This is a genomic window from Muriicola sp. E247 (assembly GCF_041358175.1).
GTDB lineage: Bacteria > Bacteroidota > Bacteroidia > Flavobacteriales > Flavobacteriaceae > Muriicola.
This window is the reverse complement of the sequence record NZ_JBGKBE010000001.1, coordinates 174,440-191,029: the sequence shown is the minus strand read 5'-3', so window position 1 is coordinate 191,029 and position 16,590 is coordinate 174,440. Positions and strand designations below refer to the sequence as shown.

Genomic DNA, 16,590 nt, shown 5'->3' with positions numbered 1-16,590 from the left:
GACTACAACACAATAAGATACCAATCCTTCCCATCGGATTGGTATTTTTTTATGACCTTAAATCCAATGGCAAGGTGAGCATCAAGGGAGCGGCTATTACGCCCGTCAACCTCAGTGACAATCAGATTATAATCAGTTCCAACTGCTTCCTTCATTGAGCTGTATAATCCCCTGAAAACCCCTTTTCCACGATAGTCCTTATCGATGCATATTTGCCCCATAACAAGAAAGGGTTCGTTTCCATATTGAGCTTCAATTTCCTTAAACATGGAAAAGAGTATTGGAATCTCATTCTTAAAATCAGGATGCATACAAAGGGCATAACCAATGACACGGTCTCCATCCTTTGCGACAATATGCGGACACACATTGTTCATTTTTTTTAGCAGCTCAAAACTGTGCTTTACCGTTAAAAAACCTTCTCGCTGCTTTAATTCCTCCGACAGTTGTTCAGGAAGATTCTGCTGCTGTAACTCCAGAATATCCCTAAGCTCTTTTTCAGTGGAGGCCCGACTGTATTCTACTGGCATTGTTTTAAGAATTTGAGTTTAGTGAGATACATTTTCAGGATTCTTTTAATCATCTAAATGCTACCTTTGTCTTATGGCTGATTTTCCGAATAAATTACGGCAAAAATTAGAGCAAAGAAAGAAGGAAGACACTTTTCGCGAGCTTTTACCGGGGAGTAATTTAGTGGATTTTGTATCTAACGACTATCTGGGCCTGGCAAGGGACAAGTCGATTTTTAAGGCCGCCACCGATCTTCTCGAATCCCGTGAGTTTATCCGGAATGGTTCAACCGGCTCGAGACTTTTATCTGGCAATAATCAGCTTTTTGAAGAAACCGAAAATTTACTTGCCGCCTACTACGGGGAGGAAGCTGCCCTTATTTTTAATTCGGGATACGATGCAAATCTGGGTTTATTTTCATCCGTACCCCAACGTGGAGATCTTATTTTATACGATGAATATATCCACGCCAGTATGCGTGATGGAATTCGAATGGGTCTGGCCAGGAGTGTTAAATTTAAACACAATGATCTCAAACACCTTAGGGCTCAGCTTGGGAACCTTAGAAAGAATATTTCGCAGCATGCTCAATGTTACTTAGTGACCGAAGCTGTTTTTTCAATGGATGGAGATCATCCCGATCTAGAAGCCCTTTTAACGCTCTGTCGTGAATTCCATTGCCAACTTATTTTGGATGAAGCTCATGCCATTAGGGGAATAGACAAAACACCAACAGACTTAGAAAACATAGAACATGCTACTCAGGGTATTTTTGCACGCCTAGTCACTTTTGGTAAGGCGGCAGGTGTTCAGGGATCTGCCATCCTGGGCAGCAGAGAGTTAAAGACCTATCTGCTCAATTTTGCCAGAAGTTTTATCTATACTACGGCCTTACCTCCTTTGACCATTGCCTCAATTCTACATACCTACCAGTATTTCGAATCGAAAGAGTTTATGGAGCGAAAATCAAAACTCCAATCTAACATCGAACTTTTCCACAGGGAAATTGAAAAACTGAGATTAAAGGAACTTTTTATTCCAAGTAGTTCTGCCATCCATTCCTGTATAATTCCGGGCAATAAACGCGTTAAGAGAGTTGCACAGACCCTCGGCAAAAAGGGGTATGATGTCCGACCTATTTTGGCCCCTACCGTACCCGAAGGAAAGGAAAGGATCAGAATTTGCCTGCATAGTTTTAACACAGAAGAAGAAATCAAAGAAGTATTAAGTATATTGGCTTATGCAATCGACGAAAAAATCCACACCTGAAAAGTTTTATACCCTGGGGGCATTTGAATTTCCAGCAGACGCACAGGTCATTAAAGGTCGTTTGGAATCCGAAGGGATTTATGTTTATCTAAAGGACGAAAACTTCCTCAACACCGATCCCCTGGTTAGTCAGGCCATCGGAGGTGTAAAACTTCAGGTGTATACCAAAGATAAGGATAGGGCTGTAAAGATATATGACGAATACAGAAGATATGCGCAGGACGATAATGGCGATCCCATCGTTTGTCCCAATTGCAAAGCGAGCCGATCTGAGGTCTACTATACCAGAAAAGGATATTTAAATAAGCTCTTTCCATTCTTTGAAAAGAAGAAATACAAGTGCCTTGCCTGCGGAATGATCACTCAACCCCAGTAATTCGTGAAAAGAATCTTTGTAACCGGAATTTCCACTGAGGTGGGAAAGACCATTGCTTCCGCTATCATTGTGGAAGCCCTGGAAGCCGACTACTGGAAACCTATACAGGCCGGTGATCTGCAGTACTCTGATAGTGACAAAATAAGAGAGCTGATCAGCAATACAAAAACCGTAATACACAAAAACAGTTATGCCCTCACATCTCCTATGAGTCCGCATGCCGCTGCTGATATTGATGGAATTCTCCTTACAAAGGACAGCATAGTAGAGCCTGAGACTCATAATCATCTGGTCATAGAAGGAGCAGGAGGGATTCTGGTGCCAATAAATGATAACGAAACCATCCTGGACCTGATTAAACCGGGGTACAAGGTCATTGTCGTTTCAAGGCATTACTTAGGAAGCATCAACCATTCCCTTCTGACGATTGAAACCCTTAAAGCCAGAGGACTCGAAGTATTCGTTGTTTTTAGTGGAGAGGAACACCCCACTACAGAAAATATTATTCTTTCCAAAACGGGAGTATCATTTATTGGACGAATTTCAGAGGAAGAATCCTTTAACAAAAAGGTTGTACAAAAATACGCCGACGAATTCAGGAGCCAGCTAACGGCTATTTAAACGGGTAAAAATCTCAGCCCGGCCTGAAGTTCCCACCAGTTGATAATGCTCCGAAAGGTAGGACCTAACATAGTGATCTTCAGCGATGTATTCCTTGTCGAAAACCGATTTGTCTTTTCTGGTTATCACCGTTTCGGGCTGCAGAGAATCTAACAGGTATTCAAGTTCTGCAAGTGCATTTTTCCTGGGATTTTTGTAATAAGGATAAAGGGCAGGCCTGCAAATATTACTGGGATGTGTGGCCGCCTTAGTCGGAGGGGTGGCATCGAGTAGCCAATACCCGATATGGTATTCAAAAAACAGCACCTCCTTTTCATTTAGGTTGTTCTTTTTAATAAAATCCGACACCGTAAATCCTTCCCCATTATAAAAAGTACCGTGGCTCACTTTATTTTTAATGACATTTACATATTCCAAATAGCTTTCTACAGGTAATAAAAGAAGAAGTCCAAGGACTAGCGGGTAAAATTTTGGCCGACATTTAAAGGTTTTATGTAAGGCAATTCCAAGCAGGATTAGCAACATGGGATACAACTGCATGAGGTAGTGCCCGTTTACCCTTCCAATTTTTAAAAAGGAAACGACCACACCGGCGATCACAACAACAAGCATCTGGATATTGGGATCATTGAAATCTATCCATCTTCTTTTCCAGCTGAAAAACCCAAATAACAGCAGGATGATACACAGCGGCAGGACATTGAAAACAGAGCTCTGCTGATCGCTGGAATAGGCCAGAGGAGCAAGGATTACGGAATTAAACCAAACTTCAGGAATATCTGAAACTAAGTATGGGATAAAGGTACTTGCGATTACTAAAAGAACGCCCCCCCCAATCAAACTCACCTTGTAAATCCCTGAGGGAATTTGTTTTTCAAGGACCGATTTTAATAAGAGCAAAAGCAAGATTCCCAGAACACTGTAAGCAAGATTGAGTTTCATCATCAGAGAAATACCTATCAGAATCCCAGCGGTAAAATACCATTTGTAATCCCTGTATTTAATCAGGAGATACAGTGCCGGAATAAAAAACAGCATACTCAGATGCTCAGACATCACTCCCTGAACGCTCCCGAAAAGGCTAAGCAGGTAAACACATCCAATGGCAGACCAGAATCCTGTTTTTGTGGTATGTACTTCTCTCCCGATTTTAAAAGTATACCACGCAATTCCGGCCACAGCAAGTGCACCGATCAATCGGATTGCAATAAAACTTTTACCAAAGAGGTATATGATCGCAGCGAAAAAAAGGAATACCATAGGGGGTTTAAGGTCCCATAAATGGGTATAAGGCAGCTGTCCGTCAACCCAGGATTGGGCCATGAGAATAAAAGTACTTTCATCGCGGTCGATATAATCCCGGAAAAAAAAGGGGAGCCTGAGAAGGACAGAGAGAAAAGCTAAGCCCAGAAATACCTTCCCATTTTTTAATTTATCGTACTTAGGTATAAGAGATGTTATAACTTTGTGCGGCATAACTTTCGGGATCTTCCCCCAATGCAAGATAGATAATTAGATGTTGCCCAAAAATTTTAACCTTGGAGAAACTTACAGATCGAGATAAAAGATACCTCTGGCATCCCTTAACTCAACACAAAACCCAAAGGGAAATGCTCGGGATCAAAAAGGCAAACGGGGCTATCCTCATCGATGAAGAAGGGAATGAATACATCGATGCGATTTCCTCCTGGTATACGGCTATGTATGGCCATTGTAACCCTGCCATCACCGAAGCTGTAGCGATGCAGATGCAGCAGCTCGATCAGGTGATTTTCAGTGGTCTGACGCACGAACCGGCAATTGCCCTTTCTGAAGCCCTGATGGAGGTACTCCCTGCAAACCAGGATAAACTCTTCTTTTCTGACAATGGCTCAACGGCAGTTGAGATAGGAATTAAAATGGCCCTGCAATACTTTTATAATAAAGGGCAGAAGCGTTTTATTATGCTGGCTTTTGAGGAAGGGTTTCACGGAGATACTTTTGGGGCGATGTCCGTATCGGGACTTTCATCTTATAATGGGCCTTTTGAGGAACATTTTATACAGGTAGAGCGAATTCCGGTCCCTACTGAAGATACTATAGATAATATATTGTCCGGGCTTGAAAGTCGGCTCCAACAGGAGGATATTGCCGGCTTTGTTTATGAACCCCTGGTACAGGGTGCTGCGGCCATGAAGATGCACAGTCCCGAACAACTTAATCGGATCCTGAGCTTATTGAAATCGAAGGGAGTACTTACCATTGCAGATGAAGTAATGACGGGCTTTGGAAAAACAGGGACTTTTTTTGCATCGGATCAGGTAAGTATCAAACCTGATATAATTTGTCTCTCCAAGGCGCTAACGGCTGGTTTGCTCCCTATGGCCATAACTAGTTGTACAAAAGAAATTTACAATGCCTTTTATGACGATGAGATTAGGAAGGGGTTCTTCCACGGCCATACTTATACGGCGAATCCGCTGGCCTGTACAGCGGCCTTATCGGCTCTCAAATTATTACAATCGGAGGAGATACAGGAGAATATCAGAAGGATCACAGACCGGCATCAGCAATTTGATAAAGAGATAAAAAACCATCCCGGAATATCGGCGACAAGGCAGAAAGGGGTTATTTATGCCCTGGATCTCAATATTGAAACGCCGAGATACGGAAGTCTGCGCGATCGATTGTACGAATACTTTATGGATAAAGGGGTTTATTTAAGGCCCTTAGGAAAGACGATTTACCTTCTGCCTCCATACATTATCAGTGACGTCCAACTCGACAAGGTGTACAATGCTGTTAGGGGAGCACTTGAACTCGACTTATAAATCGATTAGATGATAAAATTCCGGTAGGGAAAATTACAGGATTCATTAAGTCAGAAATAGTAAGAACCCTTATTTTAGCCCCTCGTATGCAGTCACTAAGTACCCCGATATCTCTTGTTGCTATAGAATCCCTTTCTGCACTTGGAAGTGGGGAAGAACAAGTATGGTCATCTTATCTTTCCGGAAAGCACGCCCTGGAAAAACGAAATTATAATGGAGTTGGCGCCACGGTGGCACCTTTATCTGAAGGAATTAGAAAAAAACTGGGGGAATTAAGGGAATTAGAGTCCCGGTACAGGCAATTAGACGACACTGTTCTCTTCGCCATGTATGTTGCAAGACTGGCGATTAAGTCGGCTTCATGGACAGGAGAAAAGGCCATAGGAATCAATATAGGATCCTCCAGGGGTGCTACAGGCCTGTTTGAATCCAGACATAAAGAGTTTATCTCAACGGGCAGGACAACCCCTGCTACTTCCCCAACAACAACCCTGGGAAATATTTCTTCATGGATAGCACATGATCTTAAGACCACAGGCCCTGAGATATCCCATTCAATAACCTGTTCAACAGCTTTACATGCTGTTTTAAATGGAATTGCATGGCTGCAAAGTGGTATGACTGATCGATTTCTGGTCGGGGGAAGTGAAGCTCCTCTCACCCCTTTTACCCTCGCACAAATGAAGGCCCTTAAGATCTATTCTGAGGGTAAAGATAAATATCCTTGCAGGGCGCTGGATCTGGATAAAAATGCGAACAGCATGGTCCTGGGTGAAGGAGCTGCCGTGGCTTGTCTGCAGAAAGGGGTTACACCTCTAAGTCTGGCCATTATCGAAGGTGTTGGATATGCCACTGAAATCCTGGAGCATCCGGTATCAATTTCAACAGAAGCCGATTGTTTTCAGAAATCCATGGCGATGGCTCTTGGTGATTTAGCTGTTTCAGAAGTCGACGCTATCGTCATGCACGCGCCAGGAACAATTCAGGGGGATTTGTCAGAATGCAGGGCTGTAAAAAAGGTGTTTGGGAATTCCTTGCCGTTGCTTACCTCTAATAAATGGCAAACAGGGCACACTTTTGGGGCATCGGGGATGCTGAGTCTGGAATTGGCTGTACTCATGTTACGGCATCAGGTTTTTATTCCTGTTCCGTATTCCGGAGAAATACCCACGGCAAAAAAGCTACAAAGGATTCTTGTCAACTCAGTAGGCTTTGGAGGAAATGCGGTAAGCGTGCTCCTAAGGCACCCTCAGCTATGAGCAGATGATATAATAATTGGGGAATAGCATCCCTATTTCACAAGATTCTCTATTTTTGAGAACGACATAAAATGATATAATGAAAGAGTTAAAACATAATTGGACAAGGGAAGAGGTTCTCAAAATATACGAACTACCCATGATGGAATTACTTTACAGGGCGGCAAGTGTTCATCGGGAATTTCACGATCCCAACAAAGTTCAGGTCTCAACATTATTATCCATTAAGACCGGAGGCTGTCCTGAAGATTGCGGCTATTGTCCGCAGGCAGCGCGATATCACACAGATATTGAAGGCAATGATCTTATGAGTGTTTCTCAGGTAAAAGCCCAGGCTCTGAGAGCCAAAGCTTCAGGGAGTTCAAGAGTTTGTATGGGGGCAGCCTGGAGAAATGTAAAGGACGGGCCGGAGTTTGAACAGGTTTTGGAAATGGTGCGTACTATAAACAAACTCGATATGGAAGTTTGCTGTACCCTGGGAATGCTTACTGAAAATCAGGCTAAACGATTAGCCGAGGCCGGTTTGTATGCATATAACCACAATCTCGATACTTCAGAAGACTACTACAAAGATGTTATTTCTACAAGGGCTTTTGAAGACAGGCTACAGACCATAGAAAATGTCAGGAAAAGTAATGTAACGGTTTGTAGTGGGGGTATTATTGGAATGGGGGAAAAACTCGAGGACCGGGCAGGAATGCTGGTCGCTCTTGCCACCCTTGATCCCCAGCCTGAATCGGTTCCTATTAATGCTTTAGTAGCTGTGGAAGGTACACCTATGGAGGAGATGGAACCTGTCTCAATCTGGGATATGATAAGAATGGTTGCAACAACCCGAATCGTGATGCCAAAAACCCAGGTACGACTATCAGCGGGAAGAACGGGAATGAGTAAAGAAGGCCAGGCGATGTGTTTCTTTGCAGGGGCGAATTCTATTTTTGCCGGAGACAAATTATTAACCACTCCCAATCCGGACGTGAATGAGGACATGGAAATGTTTCAACTATTGGGGTTGGAACCCCAGCATGCCTTTGAAAAAATGCCACAACCCAAAACGGTAGAACAGATCGAATCTCAGTTTGAGGCGAAAGGTGAAAAACCTAAGTGGACCAGGCCGGGTCATCAGATTGAACGAAATGAGATGGCTAAACAAAAAGCAAAATCTCGTTAATAGTAGGTTTTACAGACTTGTAACTTACACCTTCTAAATGGACTAATAAATCCGGTTTCTTACCTTTACTTTATCGAATAATCAGGCTTGTATTGAAATTAACAGAGATACCCAGGGTTAGAACATTGACCAAGGAACAGTTCCTGAAGGACTATTTGCGGCCTCAAAAACCTGTAGTCATTGAGAATTACATCCATGACTGGCCGGCGTATTCCAAATGGAATTTTGATTATATCCGTGAAGTGGCGGGAAATAAAACGGTTCCTCTTTACGACAACAGACCCGTTGACCACAAGGAGGGATTTAACCAGCCCCACGCGACCATGAAGATGAAGGACTACATCGACCTTCTTCTTAAGGAGCCAACAAAATACAGGATCTTCCTTTGGAATGTCATCAAGGAAGTGCCCGAGCTGCAGAAAGATTTTATATATCCTGATTTTGGCATTCCGGTAATGAAAGGGCTGCCGATGTTGTTTTTTGGCGGGAGGGATTCTTATACTTTTATGCATTACGACATCGACCTGGCCAATATCTTTCATTTCCACTTTGCGGGGGAAAAAGAATGTATTCTCTTTCCTCAAAGTGAGAGTAAGTTTTTGTATAAAGTGCCACATTCTCTGATTACTCATGAGTCGATCGATTTTTCAAATCCTGATTTTGACAAATGGCCAGCGCTTAAACACGCTTCCGGATTTAGGACTAATCTGAGTCATGGCGAAGTCCTGTATATGCCTGAAGGGTACTGGCATTATATGAAGTATAATACCCCGGGATTTTCAATGAGTTTAAGGTCGGTCGCCAGGAATCCACTGCACCTCAGTAAAGCTTTTTACAATGTACTTTTTATGAGATATTTTGATAATGGGATGCGTAAATGGAGAGGAAAGAAATGGATAGACTGGAAGAATAAAAAGGCAATAGAACGCACTGAAAAATACCTTTAGTAAATAAGATTATTGTATTGATTATTTACTGTCGATAAGTCGATCGAGCTGCTCATACACCAGATGACTTTCCCAACCCCTGTAAAATAAGTAGTCTGAGAGTTTCCTTTTTTGTTGCCAGTGATCCAGGCCTTTTAGCTGATCCAGTCTCTTTCTGGCCAACATTTCCAATGCTCTGGAATACTGGGGTCCTTCCAGTTCCTTCAGGGCAATTTTGATAATTGTGGGTGAGATATTTCTTTTTTTTAGTTCCTGGTTGATCCGGATCCGACCCCAATTTTTTATTTTGAACTTTCCTCTTGCAAAGGCTGTGGCAAAACGCTCTTCGTTAAGGTAATTTTCTGAAATAAGGTGTCCCATGATCTGGTCAATGGCTTGAGGTATCATGCGCATTTCCCTGAGTTTTTGTAATACTTCCTGATGGCACCTGTCCTGATAGGCACAATAGTGTTCCATTTTTCGAGTGGCTTCGGGAAGAGTGTAGGCCTTTCTTTTCAGCATGTATCAAAGGTACTAAAACAAAAAAAGCGGCTTCTGCTGAAGCCGCTTTTTAGATAATGTCTTTCCCATCTTTATCTTTAAAATGGTACTCGAGGTAGGTGTATGCATCCCTTGGCTGGATTTTGATCCACTTTCTGTGTTCCAAAAACCACTTTGACCTTATCGAGGGAAAACCTTTTGTTAAATACGCCGCGATAAAGGGATGTGTATTAAGCACGATTCCCTTGTCTTTTTGGGTATTCTTTAAAAGATGTTCCAGGTCTGAATTGATTTTTTCTATCAATACAATGGGAGCTTCTACCTCCTGACTACTACCACTGGGATTTATCTCAGTGGTCTTGATATTTACTTCCGGCCTTACCCTTTGTCTGGTTATCTGAACCAGGCCAAACTTACTGGGGGGCAGGATTTTATGCTTAGCGCGGTCGTCTTTCATTTCATTTCTGAGATGATCGAACAGTTTTTTTCTATGATCGGATTTTACCATATCGATAAAATCGACAACGATAATTCCTCCCATATCCCGCAGGCGCAATTGCCGGGCTATTTCAGTAGCCGCCAGCATATTAACCTCCAGCGCGGTATCTTCCTGATTATTGGCTTTATTAGACCGGTTACCGCTATTGACATCAATAACGTGTAAGGCCTCAGTATGTTCAATTACCAGATAAGCACCTTTGCTCATAGACGCCGTGCGTCCGAAAGAGGTTTTAATTTGTCTTTCAATCCCGAATTTTTCGAAAATGGGGACTGATGAACTGTACAACTTAACAATGGATTCTTTATCAGGTGCAATCTCATGCACATAATCCTTCAGTTGGGTATAAAGCGTTTCATCATCTACATGGATACCTGTGAAGGTATCGTTAAAAACGTCCCTTAAAATGGAAGAGGCTCTGTTCACCTCTACAAGGACTTTAGATGGGGTGCGCGCTTTATACAATTTCTTACACATTGCTGTCCATTTGTCCAGCAAGTTTTGAAGATCCTTGTCTAGTTCCGCGACTTTTTTGCCTTCTGCAACGGTTCTGATTATAACTCCAAATCCTTTGGGCTTAATACTTTTCACTAGTCTTTTCAGCCTGTCTTTTTCCTCATTACTCTCTATTTTTTGAGAAACCGATACTCGGTCGGAAAAGGGGACCATAACCAAATAGCGTCCGGCTATTGATAGCTCGGAACTAATTCGTGGTCCTTTTGTGGATATGGGTTCTTTTACGATCTGAACCAAAAGAGATTGATTAGCTTTTACCACATGATTTATGGTTCCGTGCTTATCAATATCTTTTTCAAATGGAAAATTTTTAAGGGAATAATCTCTGAGTTTCCCGGTACTCACTTTTTTTACAAACTTCAACATCGATGCCAGCTGAGGTCCCAGGTCATGGTAATGCAAAAAAGCATCCTTTTCATAACCCACGTTTACAAAAGCGGCATTCAGACCCGTTACCGGTTTTCTGATCTTAGCGAGGAGAATATCTCCTACATTAAAATTATGATCGTTTTCGTCTTTGTGAAGTTCAATGAGTTTTCCATCTTTTAGTAAGGCAAAATCGACGGCAACAGAATTTGATCTTACGATTAATTCTCTATTCACCTGAATCAATTTTTATCCCGCATCCTGCGGGATGGATTAAACATTAGTTGTTACAGGTTGTGTTAACCCGTCGAAATCCTTTTGAGAATTTCTATGTCAATGAACGTATTAAAACGAAAAAGTAGTTATTGCAACTACTTCTTCTTGTGGCGGTTGGCTCTTCTGCGTTTTTTTCGCTTGTGTGTAGCCACCTTGTGTCTTTTTCTTTTCTTACCACTCGGCATAAAACTCTGCTTTAATTTCGGTTATTATTTTACTTCAACGTTACTCTTTACACCTTCAACAAAAACCTTTGCGGGTTTAAATGCCGGAATGTTGTGAGCAGGTATTTTGATCGTTGTGTTTTTAGAAATATTTCTACCTGTTTTTTCTGCGCGTGTTTTGATAATAAAACTACCAAATCCTCTCAGGTACACATTATCTCCATTTTCGAGCGATGATTTAACTTCCTCCATAAATGTTTCCACAGTGGCTTGAACATCACCTTTTTCAATTCCCAGTTTCTCTGAGATCTTAGATACGATATCTGCTTTCGTCATGTTTATGTTTACTTAATCTGTTATTTTTCAGGCTTGCAAATATATAAATATTATTCATTCTTTTCTCCTAATGAACTAATTTTAAGTCTTTAAAAGCTTACTTTTACTCACTTCTTCGGTATGACCATTTTTTCCAAAACTATTCTAAACTGGTATTCAAAAAATAAAAGGGAACTTCCCTGGAGGCAAACCAGGGACCCATACAGGATATGGCTATCGGAGGTGATTCTCCAGCAAACACGTGTAGCACAGGGATTGCCCTATTACGAAAAATTCATAGCTCATTATCCCAATATTTTTGAACTGGCAAAAGCCGATGAGCAGGAAGTTCTCCGCTTATGGCAGGGATTGGGATACTATTCGAGAGCCCGCAATATGCATGTTACCGCCAAAACGGTGGTTGACAAATTCCAGGGTGAATTCCCCTCTTCCTATGACCAGATTATAAAACTCAAAGGAGTCGGGGATTATACTGCCAGTGCCATCGCCTCCATATGTTTCGGAGCCCCCACTCCGGTAGTGGATGGGAATGTATACAGGGTTTTAGCACGTTATTTTGGAATAGATCTTCCCATAAACGGGTCGGAAGGGATACGATATTTTAAAAACCTGGCCCTGGAAGTCATGGATATAGATGAGATCGCCAATTACAACCAGGCTATTATGGAGTTCGGGGCTATTCAATGCAAACCTCAGAGTCCTGATTGTCCCGGCTGTCCATTAAATAAAAAATGTATTGCCTTGCAACAAAACAGAATTTCTGAGCTTCCGGTAAAACTTAAAAAGGGGAAAGTGCGAATTCGGCATTTTAATTATCTCGTATACCTGGATAACCGGGGAAATACACTCCTAAATAAACGCCTGGGGAAGGGGATATGGCAGCACTTATATGAATTTCCACTAATTGAATCAGATCGATTACTCGAACCTGAGGAAGTATACAAATCCCTGACACAGGAGGATAAGAACCCCACTGAGATTGTACTATGGCGAAAAGACCCGGTTATACATAAATTATCTCATCAGCATTTGATTACCAGATTTTTAATTGTGGAGATGGAAGAGGAATTGACCAATGGAATACCTCTTGAAAATACGGAGGATTATCCTACTCCTGTCCTGGTCTCTGAATTCCTCGATACATTTAAAAATTCGTACTTTTGAACTAAATTAGAGACATGAGCGGAACATTGAATAAAGTAATGCTGATAGGGCATTTGGGAGATGAGGTAAAACTTCATTATTTTGAAGGAGGTAATTGTATCGGGAGGTTTCCTATAGCCACCAATGAATCCTATACAAATAAACAAACAGGAGAGAAGGTGACCACCACAGAGTGGCATAATATTGTGGTGCGCAACAAGGCTGCAGAAATATGCGAAAAGTACCTCAGTAAAGGTGATAAAATCTATGTGGAAGGAAGGTTGAAAACCAGGCAGTGGCAGGGGGAAGATGGGGTAACTAAATATACAACCGAAATTCATGTTCAGGATTTTACTTTTCTTACCAGCAAACAAGAAAGTATGTCCGGGGAGCAGCAAACAGCATCTAAAAAAACCGCTGATACCGCTAGGGCTCCTCAGGCACAGAAGCCAGAACCCACCGGGTCCATGGCATCTTCCGAATCGGACGATGACCTGCCTTTTTGATCTTATAATTAACTGAAATACGCGTGGATCCTGAGCCCTTTGAAGTACTTTTTGGTGTTACAGCTTACGACAATCTCATTGTATTTAAGATCATTTTTCTATTTATTTTACTCGGCTGCTCTGCACTGATATCCGGAGCAGAGGTCGCTTTTTTTAGTCTTTCAATTACTGAGTTGAAGGATATTCAGGAAAAAAATACGACCCCTGGAAACATAGTGGTAAAACTACTCGAAAGACCCAAGAAGTTATTAGCTACCATCCTGATTGCCAACAATGCCATCAATATTGGTATCGTCTTGTTGTTCAGTGATATAGGGGATACACTTTTTTCCTCTATCACCTATCAACTAATGGGGGTGATTTCGATCCGATTTTTACTCGAAGTTGTAGTCGCTACATTCCTTATTCTGATGTTCGGTGAAATCCTGCCAAAAATCTATGCCAATCGCAACAGGCAACAGTTTTCTCACCTTATGGCCTATCCCCTCAGGGCGCTCGATTTCCTCCTAACGCCATTGAGCAGCCCTATGAGATCAGCTACGATATATCTCTACAACAAATTCGGGAAACAAAAATCGAGTCTGAGCGTAGACCATTTATCACAGGCACTCGAATTAACTTCAGAAGGCGACACTACCAAGGAAGAGCAGAAGATTCTGGAAGGGATCGTATCCTTCGGGAATACCGATACAAAACAGGTTATGAGACCCAGAATCGACATTTTTGCCCTTAGGGAAGATATGAAGTTTACCGAGGTACTCGAAGAGATTAAAAAACATGGATACTCAAGGATTCCCGTCTTTTCAGATCATATTGATAAGGTAATCGGAGTACTTTATGTTAAAGACCTTTTGCCGTATATCGAACGCAAACAGTTTGCCTGGATATCCCTGATCAGAGAGCCCTATTTTGTTCCTGAAAATAAAAAGCTTGACGATTTACTGCTCGAATTTCAGGAGAAAAAGATACATCTGGCTGTAGTGGTAGACGAATATGGGGGTACCTCTGGAATTGTTACCCTGGAAGATATCATTGAAGAAATAGTTGGTGACATCAGTGATGAATTTGACGACGAAGACCTAATATTTTCCAAACTAGACGAATTTAACTATGTTTTTGACGGGAAAACCACCCTGAAAGATTTTTATCGCGTAGCGAAAATTGTAGATGAATCCGAATTTGAAGAGCAAAAAGGTGAGTCTGAGACCATAGCAGGCTTTGTGCTGGAGATAGCGGGCAGCTTTCCAAAGAGAGGCGAATTGATTGAATTCAATAACTATCAGTTTGTCGTGGAAAGCCTCGACAGGAAAAGACTTATACAGATCAAAATAACCCTGCCCAATGAATTATAGATTTATAGGACTACTATTGTGTTGTGTATTTATCCTGAATTCCTGCCAGGATGAGGTACTCCCCAAACCCAAGGCTCAACTTCGTCTTGAATATCCTGCCCGCGAATCGAAGATGGTACAAACTTCGGCTTATAGCTTTCAATACAATAGCCACGCCCGTATAAAAGACCTGAAATCTGCTTCCTTTACCCTTGATTACCCCTCCCTGAAAGGAGCAATTTACCTCACCTATCGACCAGTTGAGAATAATCTGGTGGAATTGATAACCGATGCTCAAAAACTATCTTATGAGCACGTTGTGAAAGCAGATAATATCCTGGAGCAACAATACATAGATGAAAATAATAGCGTGTATGGGATGTTTTATGAGGTAAAAGGAAATGCTGCTTCACAGGCGCAATTCTATGCAACAGACAGTACCCGGCACTTTCTCACGGGCTCACTGTATTTTTATGCCAAACCCAATTACGATTCTATCTATCCGGCCGCAGTCTACCTACAAAAGGATGTACGCCAGATCCTGGAAACCCTTAAATGGAAGTAACTGTATAATTCTTTTGTAATGAATGGAGATCTGCTTCCTGCCTGTCATGAGATAATCAAGCCCTTTATCCACAGGACCCCTGTACTTACTTCCGGGTTAATTAATGATATTATTGGAGCGGAGGTGTTCTTCAAATGTGAAAATTTTCAGCGGATGGGGGCGTATAAGATGAGGGGGGCTACTCATGCTTTGCTTAAGCTCTCTGATGCAGAAAGGAGCAAAGGGGTAGTAACCCATTCTTCAGGGAACTTTGCGCAGGCATTGGCCCTTGCGGCCCAAAGTATTGGAGTGAAGGCACATATCGTTATGCCAACTTCGGCACCGGAAGTTAAAAAAAAGGGAGTACTGGAGTACGGTGGAATCATTTATGAATGCGAACCCACGCTCGAAGCCAGAAATACAGCAGCTCAGGAAATTCAGCGAAAGACAGGGGCGACATTTATACACCCATCAAATGATCCTGAAGTTATATTAGGCCAGGGGACAGCCGCATATGAACTTCTTCAGGATTATCCCAATCTCGACTATATCTTCGTTCCTGTTGGAGGGGGCGGACTCATTGCCGGTTCTGCCCTGGCGGCCTCATATCTTGGGAATACATCTAAGGTAATTGGGACGGAACCTTTTGAAGTTGATGATGCCTATCGATCATTGAAGAGTCGAAAGATCGAGAATAATAAAACCACAAATACAATTGCAGACGGATTAAAAACCCAATTGGGAAGCAATACATTTCCCGTTATTCTTGAACATGTGGAAAGAATCATCAGGGTAGAGGAGCAGGAGATCATAGATGCAATGCGCCTTATTTGGGAGCGGATGAAGATTGTGGTTGAAGCCTCAAGTGCGGTAGCCCTCGCCGGACTTTACAGGGAACGATCGGCCTTTAAAGGCAAGCAGCTTGGGGTGATTATTTCAGGAGGGAATGTAGATCTGTCGAACCTGCCTTTCTAGTCTTCAGACAGCAGATCTTGGGCCCGGGCAATACTGCCATTAATATCTTCCCGAAGCTGATATACCTTTTTCTCTTCTTCCAAAAGCCACTTCTTTTTTTCTGCAGTGAGCTCTTTCCCGTTGAGGATCTCATCCGAATCAAACCGTGCGCCAAAACCCTGCATCCAATCCATCATAGATTTATGAGCCGCCTGAAGATCTTTCATTGCCGACATATATTCTTTCCCGGTCTCGGTGGAATCTGCCATGGGCTTTAATTGGGCAACAAGTTTACTTATTGTACTCATTTTGGGCATTACTTCATCATGTACTGCCATTACTTCTTCCATTTTAGATGTAGTCTCTGCTTTTTTAGGCTCTGTTTTGCATGAGACTACAATAAATAGGAGTGCTAAAAATGTAAGTGTAGATTTTATTGTCATTATGCATTCTTTTATTAGCATAAAATTACGAAAGAGTATCCTGACTAATCCAGGAAAATATTTCATTTT

At 42.1% G+C, this 16,590-nt stretch carries 18 protein-coding genes; 12 read left to right on the top strand and 6 right to left on the bottom strand.

All coding sequences use genetic code 11. The annotated features are described in order from the left end of the window. Window positions 1–2 precede the first annotated feature (2 nt). Window positions 3–530 carry an N-acetyltransferase family protein gene (locus tag ACA086_RS00875; protein ID WP_371001341.1) on the bottom strand — a complete coding sequence of 176 codons (528 nt, stop codon included), beginning with the start codon at window positions 528–530 and terminating at the stop codon, window positions 3–5. Between the two features lie 73 nt (window positions 531–603). On the opposite strand from ACA086_RS00875, the gene ACA086_RS00870 reads away from it, so the two are divergent. The 3 genes from ACA086_RS00870 to bioD are packed head-to-tail and all read left to right on the top strand — an operon-like array spanning window position 604 to window position 2,776. Further along, the gene (locus ACA086_RS00870; RefSeq protein WP_371001338.1) at window positions 604–1,779 is read left to right on the top strand and encodes an aminotransferase class I/II-fold pyridoxal phosphate-dependent enzyme; all 1,176 of its coding nucleotides are present in this window, start codon (window positions 604–606) and stop codon (window positions 1,777–1,779) included. Next, a complete protein-coding gene (locus ACA086_RS00865) occupies window positions 1,751–2,155 on the top strand; it encodes a DUF2007 domain-containing protein (protein ID WP_371001337.1) in 405 nt (134 codons plus the stop codon). The genes ACA086_RS00870 and ACA086_RS00865 overlap by 29 nt, the downstream gene beginning before the upstream one ends. 3 nt (window positions 2,156–2,158) lie before the next feature. Continuing rightward, the gene (gene bioD, locus ACA086_RS00860) at window positions 2,159–2,776 is read left to right on the top strand and encodes a dethiobiotin synthase (RefSeq protein WP_371001336.1); all 618 of its coding nucleotides are present in this window, start codon (window positions 2,159–2,161) and stop codon (window positions 2,774–2,776) included. On the opposite strand, the gene ACA086_RS00855 is transcribed toward bioD, so the two are convergent. Beyond that, window positions 2,762–4,252 carry an ArnT family glycosyltransferase gene (locus tag ACA086_RS00855; RefSeq protein WP_371001335.1) on the bottom strand — a complete coding sequence of 497 codons (1,491 nt, stop codon included), beginning with the start codon at window positions 4,250–4,252 and terminating at the stop codon, window positions 2,762–2,764. The genes bioD and ACA086_RS00855 overlap by 15 nt on opposite strands. A 62-nt stretch (window positions 4,253–4,314) precedes the next feature. Here ACA086_RS00855 and bioA point away from each other — a divergent pair, with 62 nt between their 5' ends. From bioA to ACA086_RS00835, 4 genes are all read left to right on the top strand, one after another. Next, window positions 4,315–5,586 carry an adenosylmethionine--8-amino-7-oxononanoate transaminase gene (gene bioA / locus ACA086_RS00850; RefSeq protein ID WP_371001334.1) on the top strand — a complete coding sequence of 424 codons (1,272 nt, stop codon included), beginning with the start codon at window positions 4,315–4,317 and terminating at the stop codon, window positions 5,584–5,586. An 86-nt stretch (window positions 5,587–5,672) separates the two neighbouring features. Beyond that, window positions 5,673–6,845 (top strand): beta-ketoacyl synthase N-terminal-like domain-containing protein, encoded by a 1,173-nt coding sequence (locus tag ACA086_RS00845; protein WP_371001333.1) that lies wholly within the window; start codon window positions 5,673–5,675, stop codon window positions 6,843–6,845. 79 nt (window positions 6,846–6,924) lie between these two features. Next, on the top strand, window positions 6,925–8,016 hold the full coding sequence (bioB, locus tag ACA086_RS00840) for a biotin synthase BioB (protein WP_371001331.1): 1,092 nt from the start codon (window positions 6,925–6,927) through the stop codon (window positions 8,014–8,016). Between the two features lie 92 nt (window positions 8,017–8,108). Beyond that, the gene (locus tag ACA086_RS00835; protein ID WP_371001328.1) at window positions 8,109–8,963 is read left to right on the top strand and encodes a cupin-like domain-containing protein; all 855 of its coding nucleotides are present in this window, start codon (window positions 8,109–8,111) and stop codon (window positions 8,961–8,963) included. 21 nt (window positions 8,964–8,984) lie between these two features. On the opposite strand, the gene ACA086_RS00830 is transcribed toward ACA086_RS00835, so the two are convergent. From ACA086_RS00830 to ACA086_RS00820, 3 genes are all read right to left on the bottom strand, one after another. After that, window positions 8,985–9,464, bottom strand: a complete 480-nt coding sequence (locus ACA086_RS00830; RefSeq protein WP_371001327.1) for a regulatory protein RecX — start codon at window positions 9,462–9,464, stop codon at window positions 8,985–8,987. A gap of 49 nt (window positions 9,465–9,513) precedes the next feature. Beyond that, entirely contained in the window at window positions 9,514–11,061 is a 1,548-nt protein-coding gene (locus tag ACA086_RS00825; RefSeq protein ID WP_371001324.1) for an Rne/Rng family ribonuclease, read from the bottom strand. Window positions 11,062–11,309: 248 nt separating this feature from the next. Continuing rightward, window positions 11,310–11,600 carry an HU family DNA-binding protein gene (locus tag ACA086_RS00820; RefSeq protein WP_129606118.1) on the bottom strand — a complete coding sequence of 97 codons (291 nt, stop codon included), beginning with the start codon at window positions 11,598–11,600 and terminating at the stop codon, window positions 11,310–11,312. A gap of 120 nt (window positions 11,601–11,720) precedes the next feature. Between ACA086_RS00820 and mutY the strand changes: the two genes are divergently transcribed. The 5 genes from mutY to ACA086_RS00795 are packed head-to-tail and all read left to right on the top strand — an operon-like array spanning window position 11,721 to window position 16,099. Beyond that, entirely contained in the window at window positions 11,721–12,764 is a 1,044-nt protein-coding gene (gene mutY / locus ACA086_RS00815; protein WP_371001323.1) for an A/G-specific adenine glycosylase, read from the top strand. Between the two features lie 14 nt (window positions 12,765–12,778). Next, window positions 12,779–13,249, top strand: coding sequence for a single-stranded DNA-binding protein (locus tag ACA086_RS00810; RefSeq protein ID WP_371001321.1), 471 nt, complete (start codon window positions 12,779–12,781; stop codon window positions 13,247–13,249). Window positions 13,250–13,272: 23 nt separating this feature from the next. After that, entirely contained in the window at window positions 13,273–14,601 is a 1,329-nt protein-coding gene (locus ACA086_RS00805) for a gliding motility-associated protein GldE (protein WP_371001320.1), read from the top strand. After that, on the top strand, window positions 14,591–15,145 hold the full coding sequence (gene gldD, locus ACA086_RS00800) for a gliding motility lipoprotein GldD (protein ID WP_371001318.1): 555 nt from the start codon (window positions 14,591–14,593) through the stop codon (window positions 15,143–15,145). Before ACA086_RS00805 ends, gldD begins: the two co-directional genes overlap by 11 nt. A gap of 18 nt (window positions 15,146–15,163) precedes the next feature. Beyond that, window positions 15,164–16,099: a pyridoxal-phosphate dependent enzyme gene (locus ACA086_RS00795; RefSeq protein ID WP_371001317.1), complete on the top strand. Its 936-nt coding sequence runs from the start codon at window positions 15,164–15,166 to the stop codon at window positions 16,097–16,099. Here ACA086_RS00795 and ACA086_RS00790 read toward each other — a convergent pair. Continuing rightward, window positions 16,096–16,521 (bottom strand): hypothetical protein, encoded by a 426-nt coding sequence (locus tag ACA086_RS00790; protein ID WP_371001316.1) that lies wholly within the window; start codon window positions 16,519–16,521, stop codon window positions 16,096–16,098. The two genes, ACA086_RS00795 and ACA086_RS00790, sit on opposite strands and share 4 nt — an antisense overlap. Between the last annotated feature and the right edge of the window lie 69 nt (window positions 16,522–16,590).

Excerpts from the sequence above, each read along its gene's own strand:
- ACA086_RS00875 (WP_371001341.1), bottom strand. The coding sequence starts at position 530 with ATGCCAGTAGAATACAGTCGGGCCTCCACTGAAAAAGAGCTTAGGGAT.
- ACA086_RS00870 (WP_371001338.1), top strand. The coding sequence starts at position 604 with ATGGCTGATTTTCCGAATAAATTACGGCAAAAATTAGAGCAAAGAAAG.
- ACA086_RS00865 (WP_371001337.1), top strand. The coding sequence starts at position 1,751 with ATGCAATCGACGAAAAAATCCACACCTGAAAAGTTTTATACCCTGGGG.
- ACA086_RS00855 (WP_371001335.1), bottom strand. The coding sequence starts at position 4,252 with ATGCCGCACAAAGTTATAACATCTCTTATACCTAAGTACGATAAATTA.
- ACA086_RS00845 (WP_371001333.1), top strand. The coding sequence starts at position 5,673 with ATGCAGTCACTAAGTACCCCGATATCTCTTGTTGCTATAGAATCCCTT.
- bioB (WP_371001331.1), top strand. The coding sequence starts at position 6,925 with ATGAAAGAGTTAAAACATAATTGGACAAGGGAAGAGGTTCTCAAAATA.
- ACA086_RS00830 (WP_371001327.1), bottom strand. The coding sequence starts at position 9,464 with ATGCTGAAAAGAAAGGCCTACACTCTTCCCGAAGCCACTCGAAAAATG.
- ACA086_RS00820 (WP_129606118.1), bottom strand. The coding sequence starts at position 11,600 with ATGACGAAAGCAGATATCGTATCTAAGATCTCAGAGAAACTGGGAATT.
- mutY (WP_371001323.1), top strand. The coding sequence starts at position 11,721 with ATGACCATTTTTTCCAAAACTATTCTAAACTGGTATTCAAAAAATAAA.
- ACA086_RS00810 (WP_371001321.1), top strand. The coding sequence starts at position 12,779 with ATGAGCGGAACATTGAATAAAGTAATGCTGATAGGGCATTTGGGAGAT.
- gldD (WP_371001318.1), top strand. The coding sequence starts at position 14,591 with ATGAATTATAGATTTATAGGACTACTATTGTGTTGTGTATTTATCCTG.
- ACA086_RS00795 (WP_371001317.1), top strand. The coding sequence starts at position 15,164 with ATGAATGGAGATCTGCTTCCTGCCTGTCATGAGATAATCAAGCCCTTT.
- ACA086_RS00790 (WP_371001316.1), bottom strand. The coding sequence starts at position 16,521 with ATGACAATAAAATCTACACTTACATTTTTAGCACTCCTATTTATTGTA.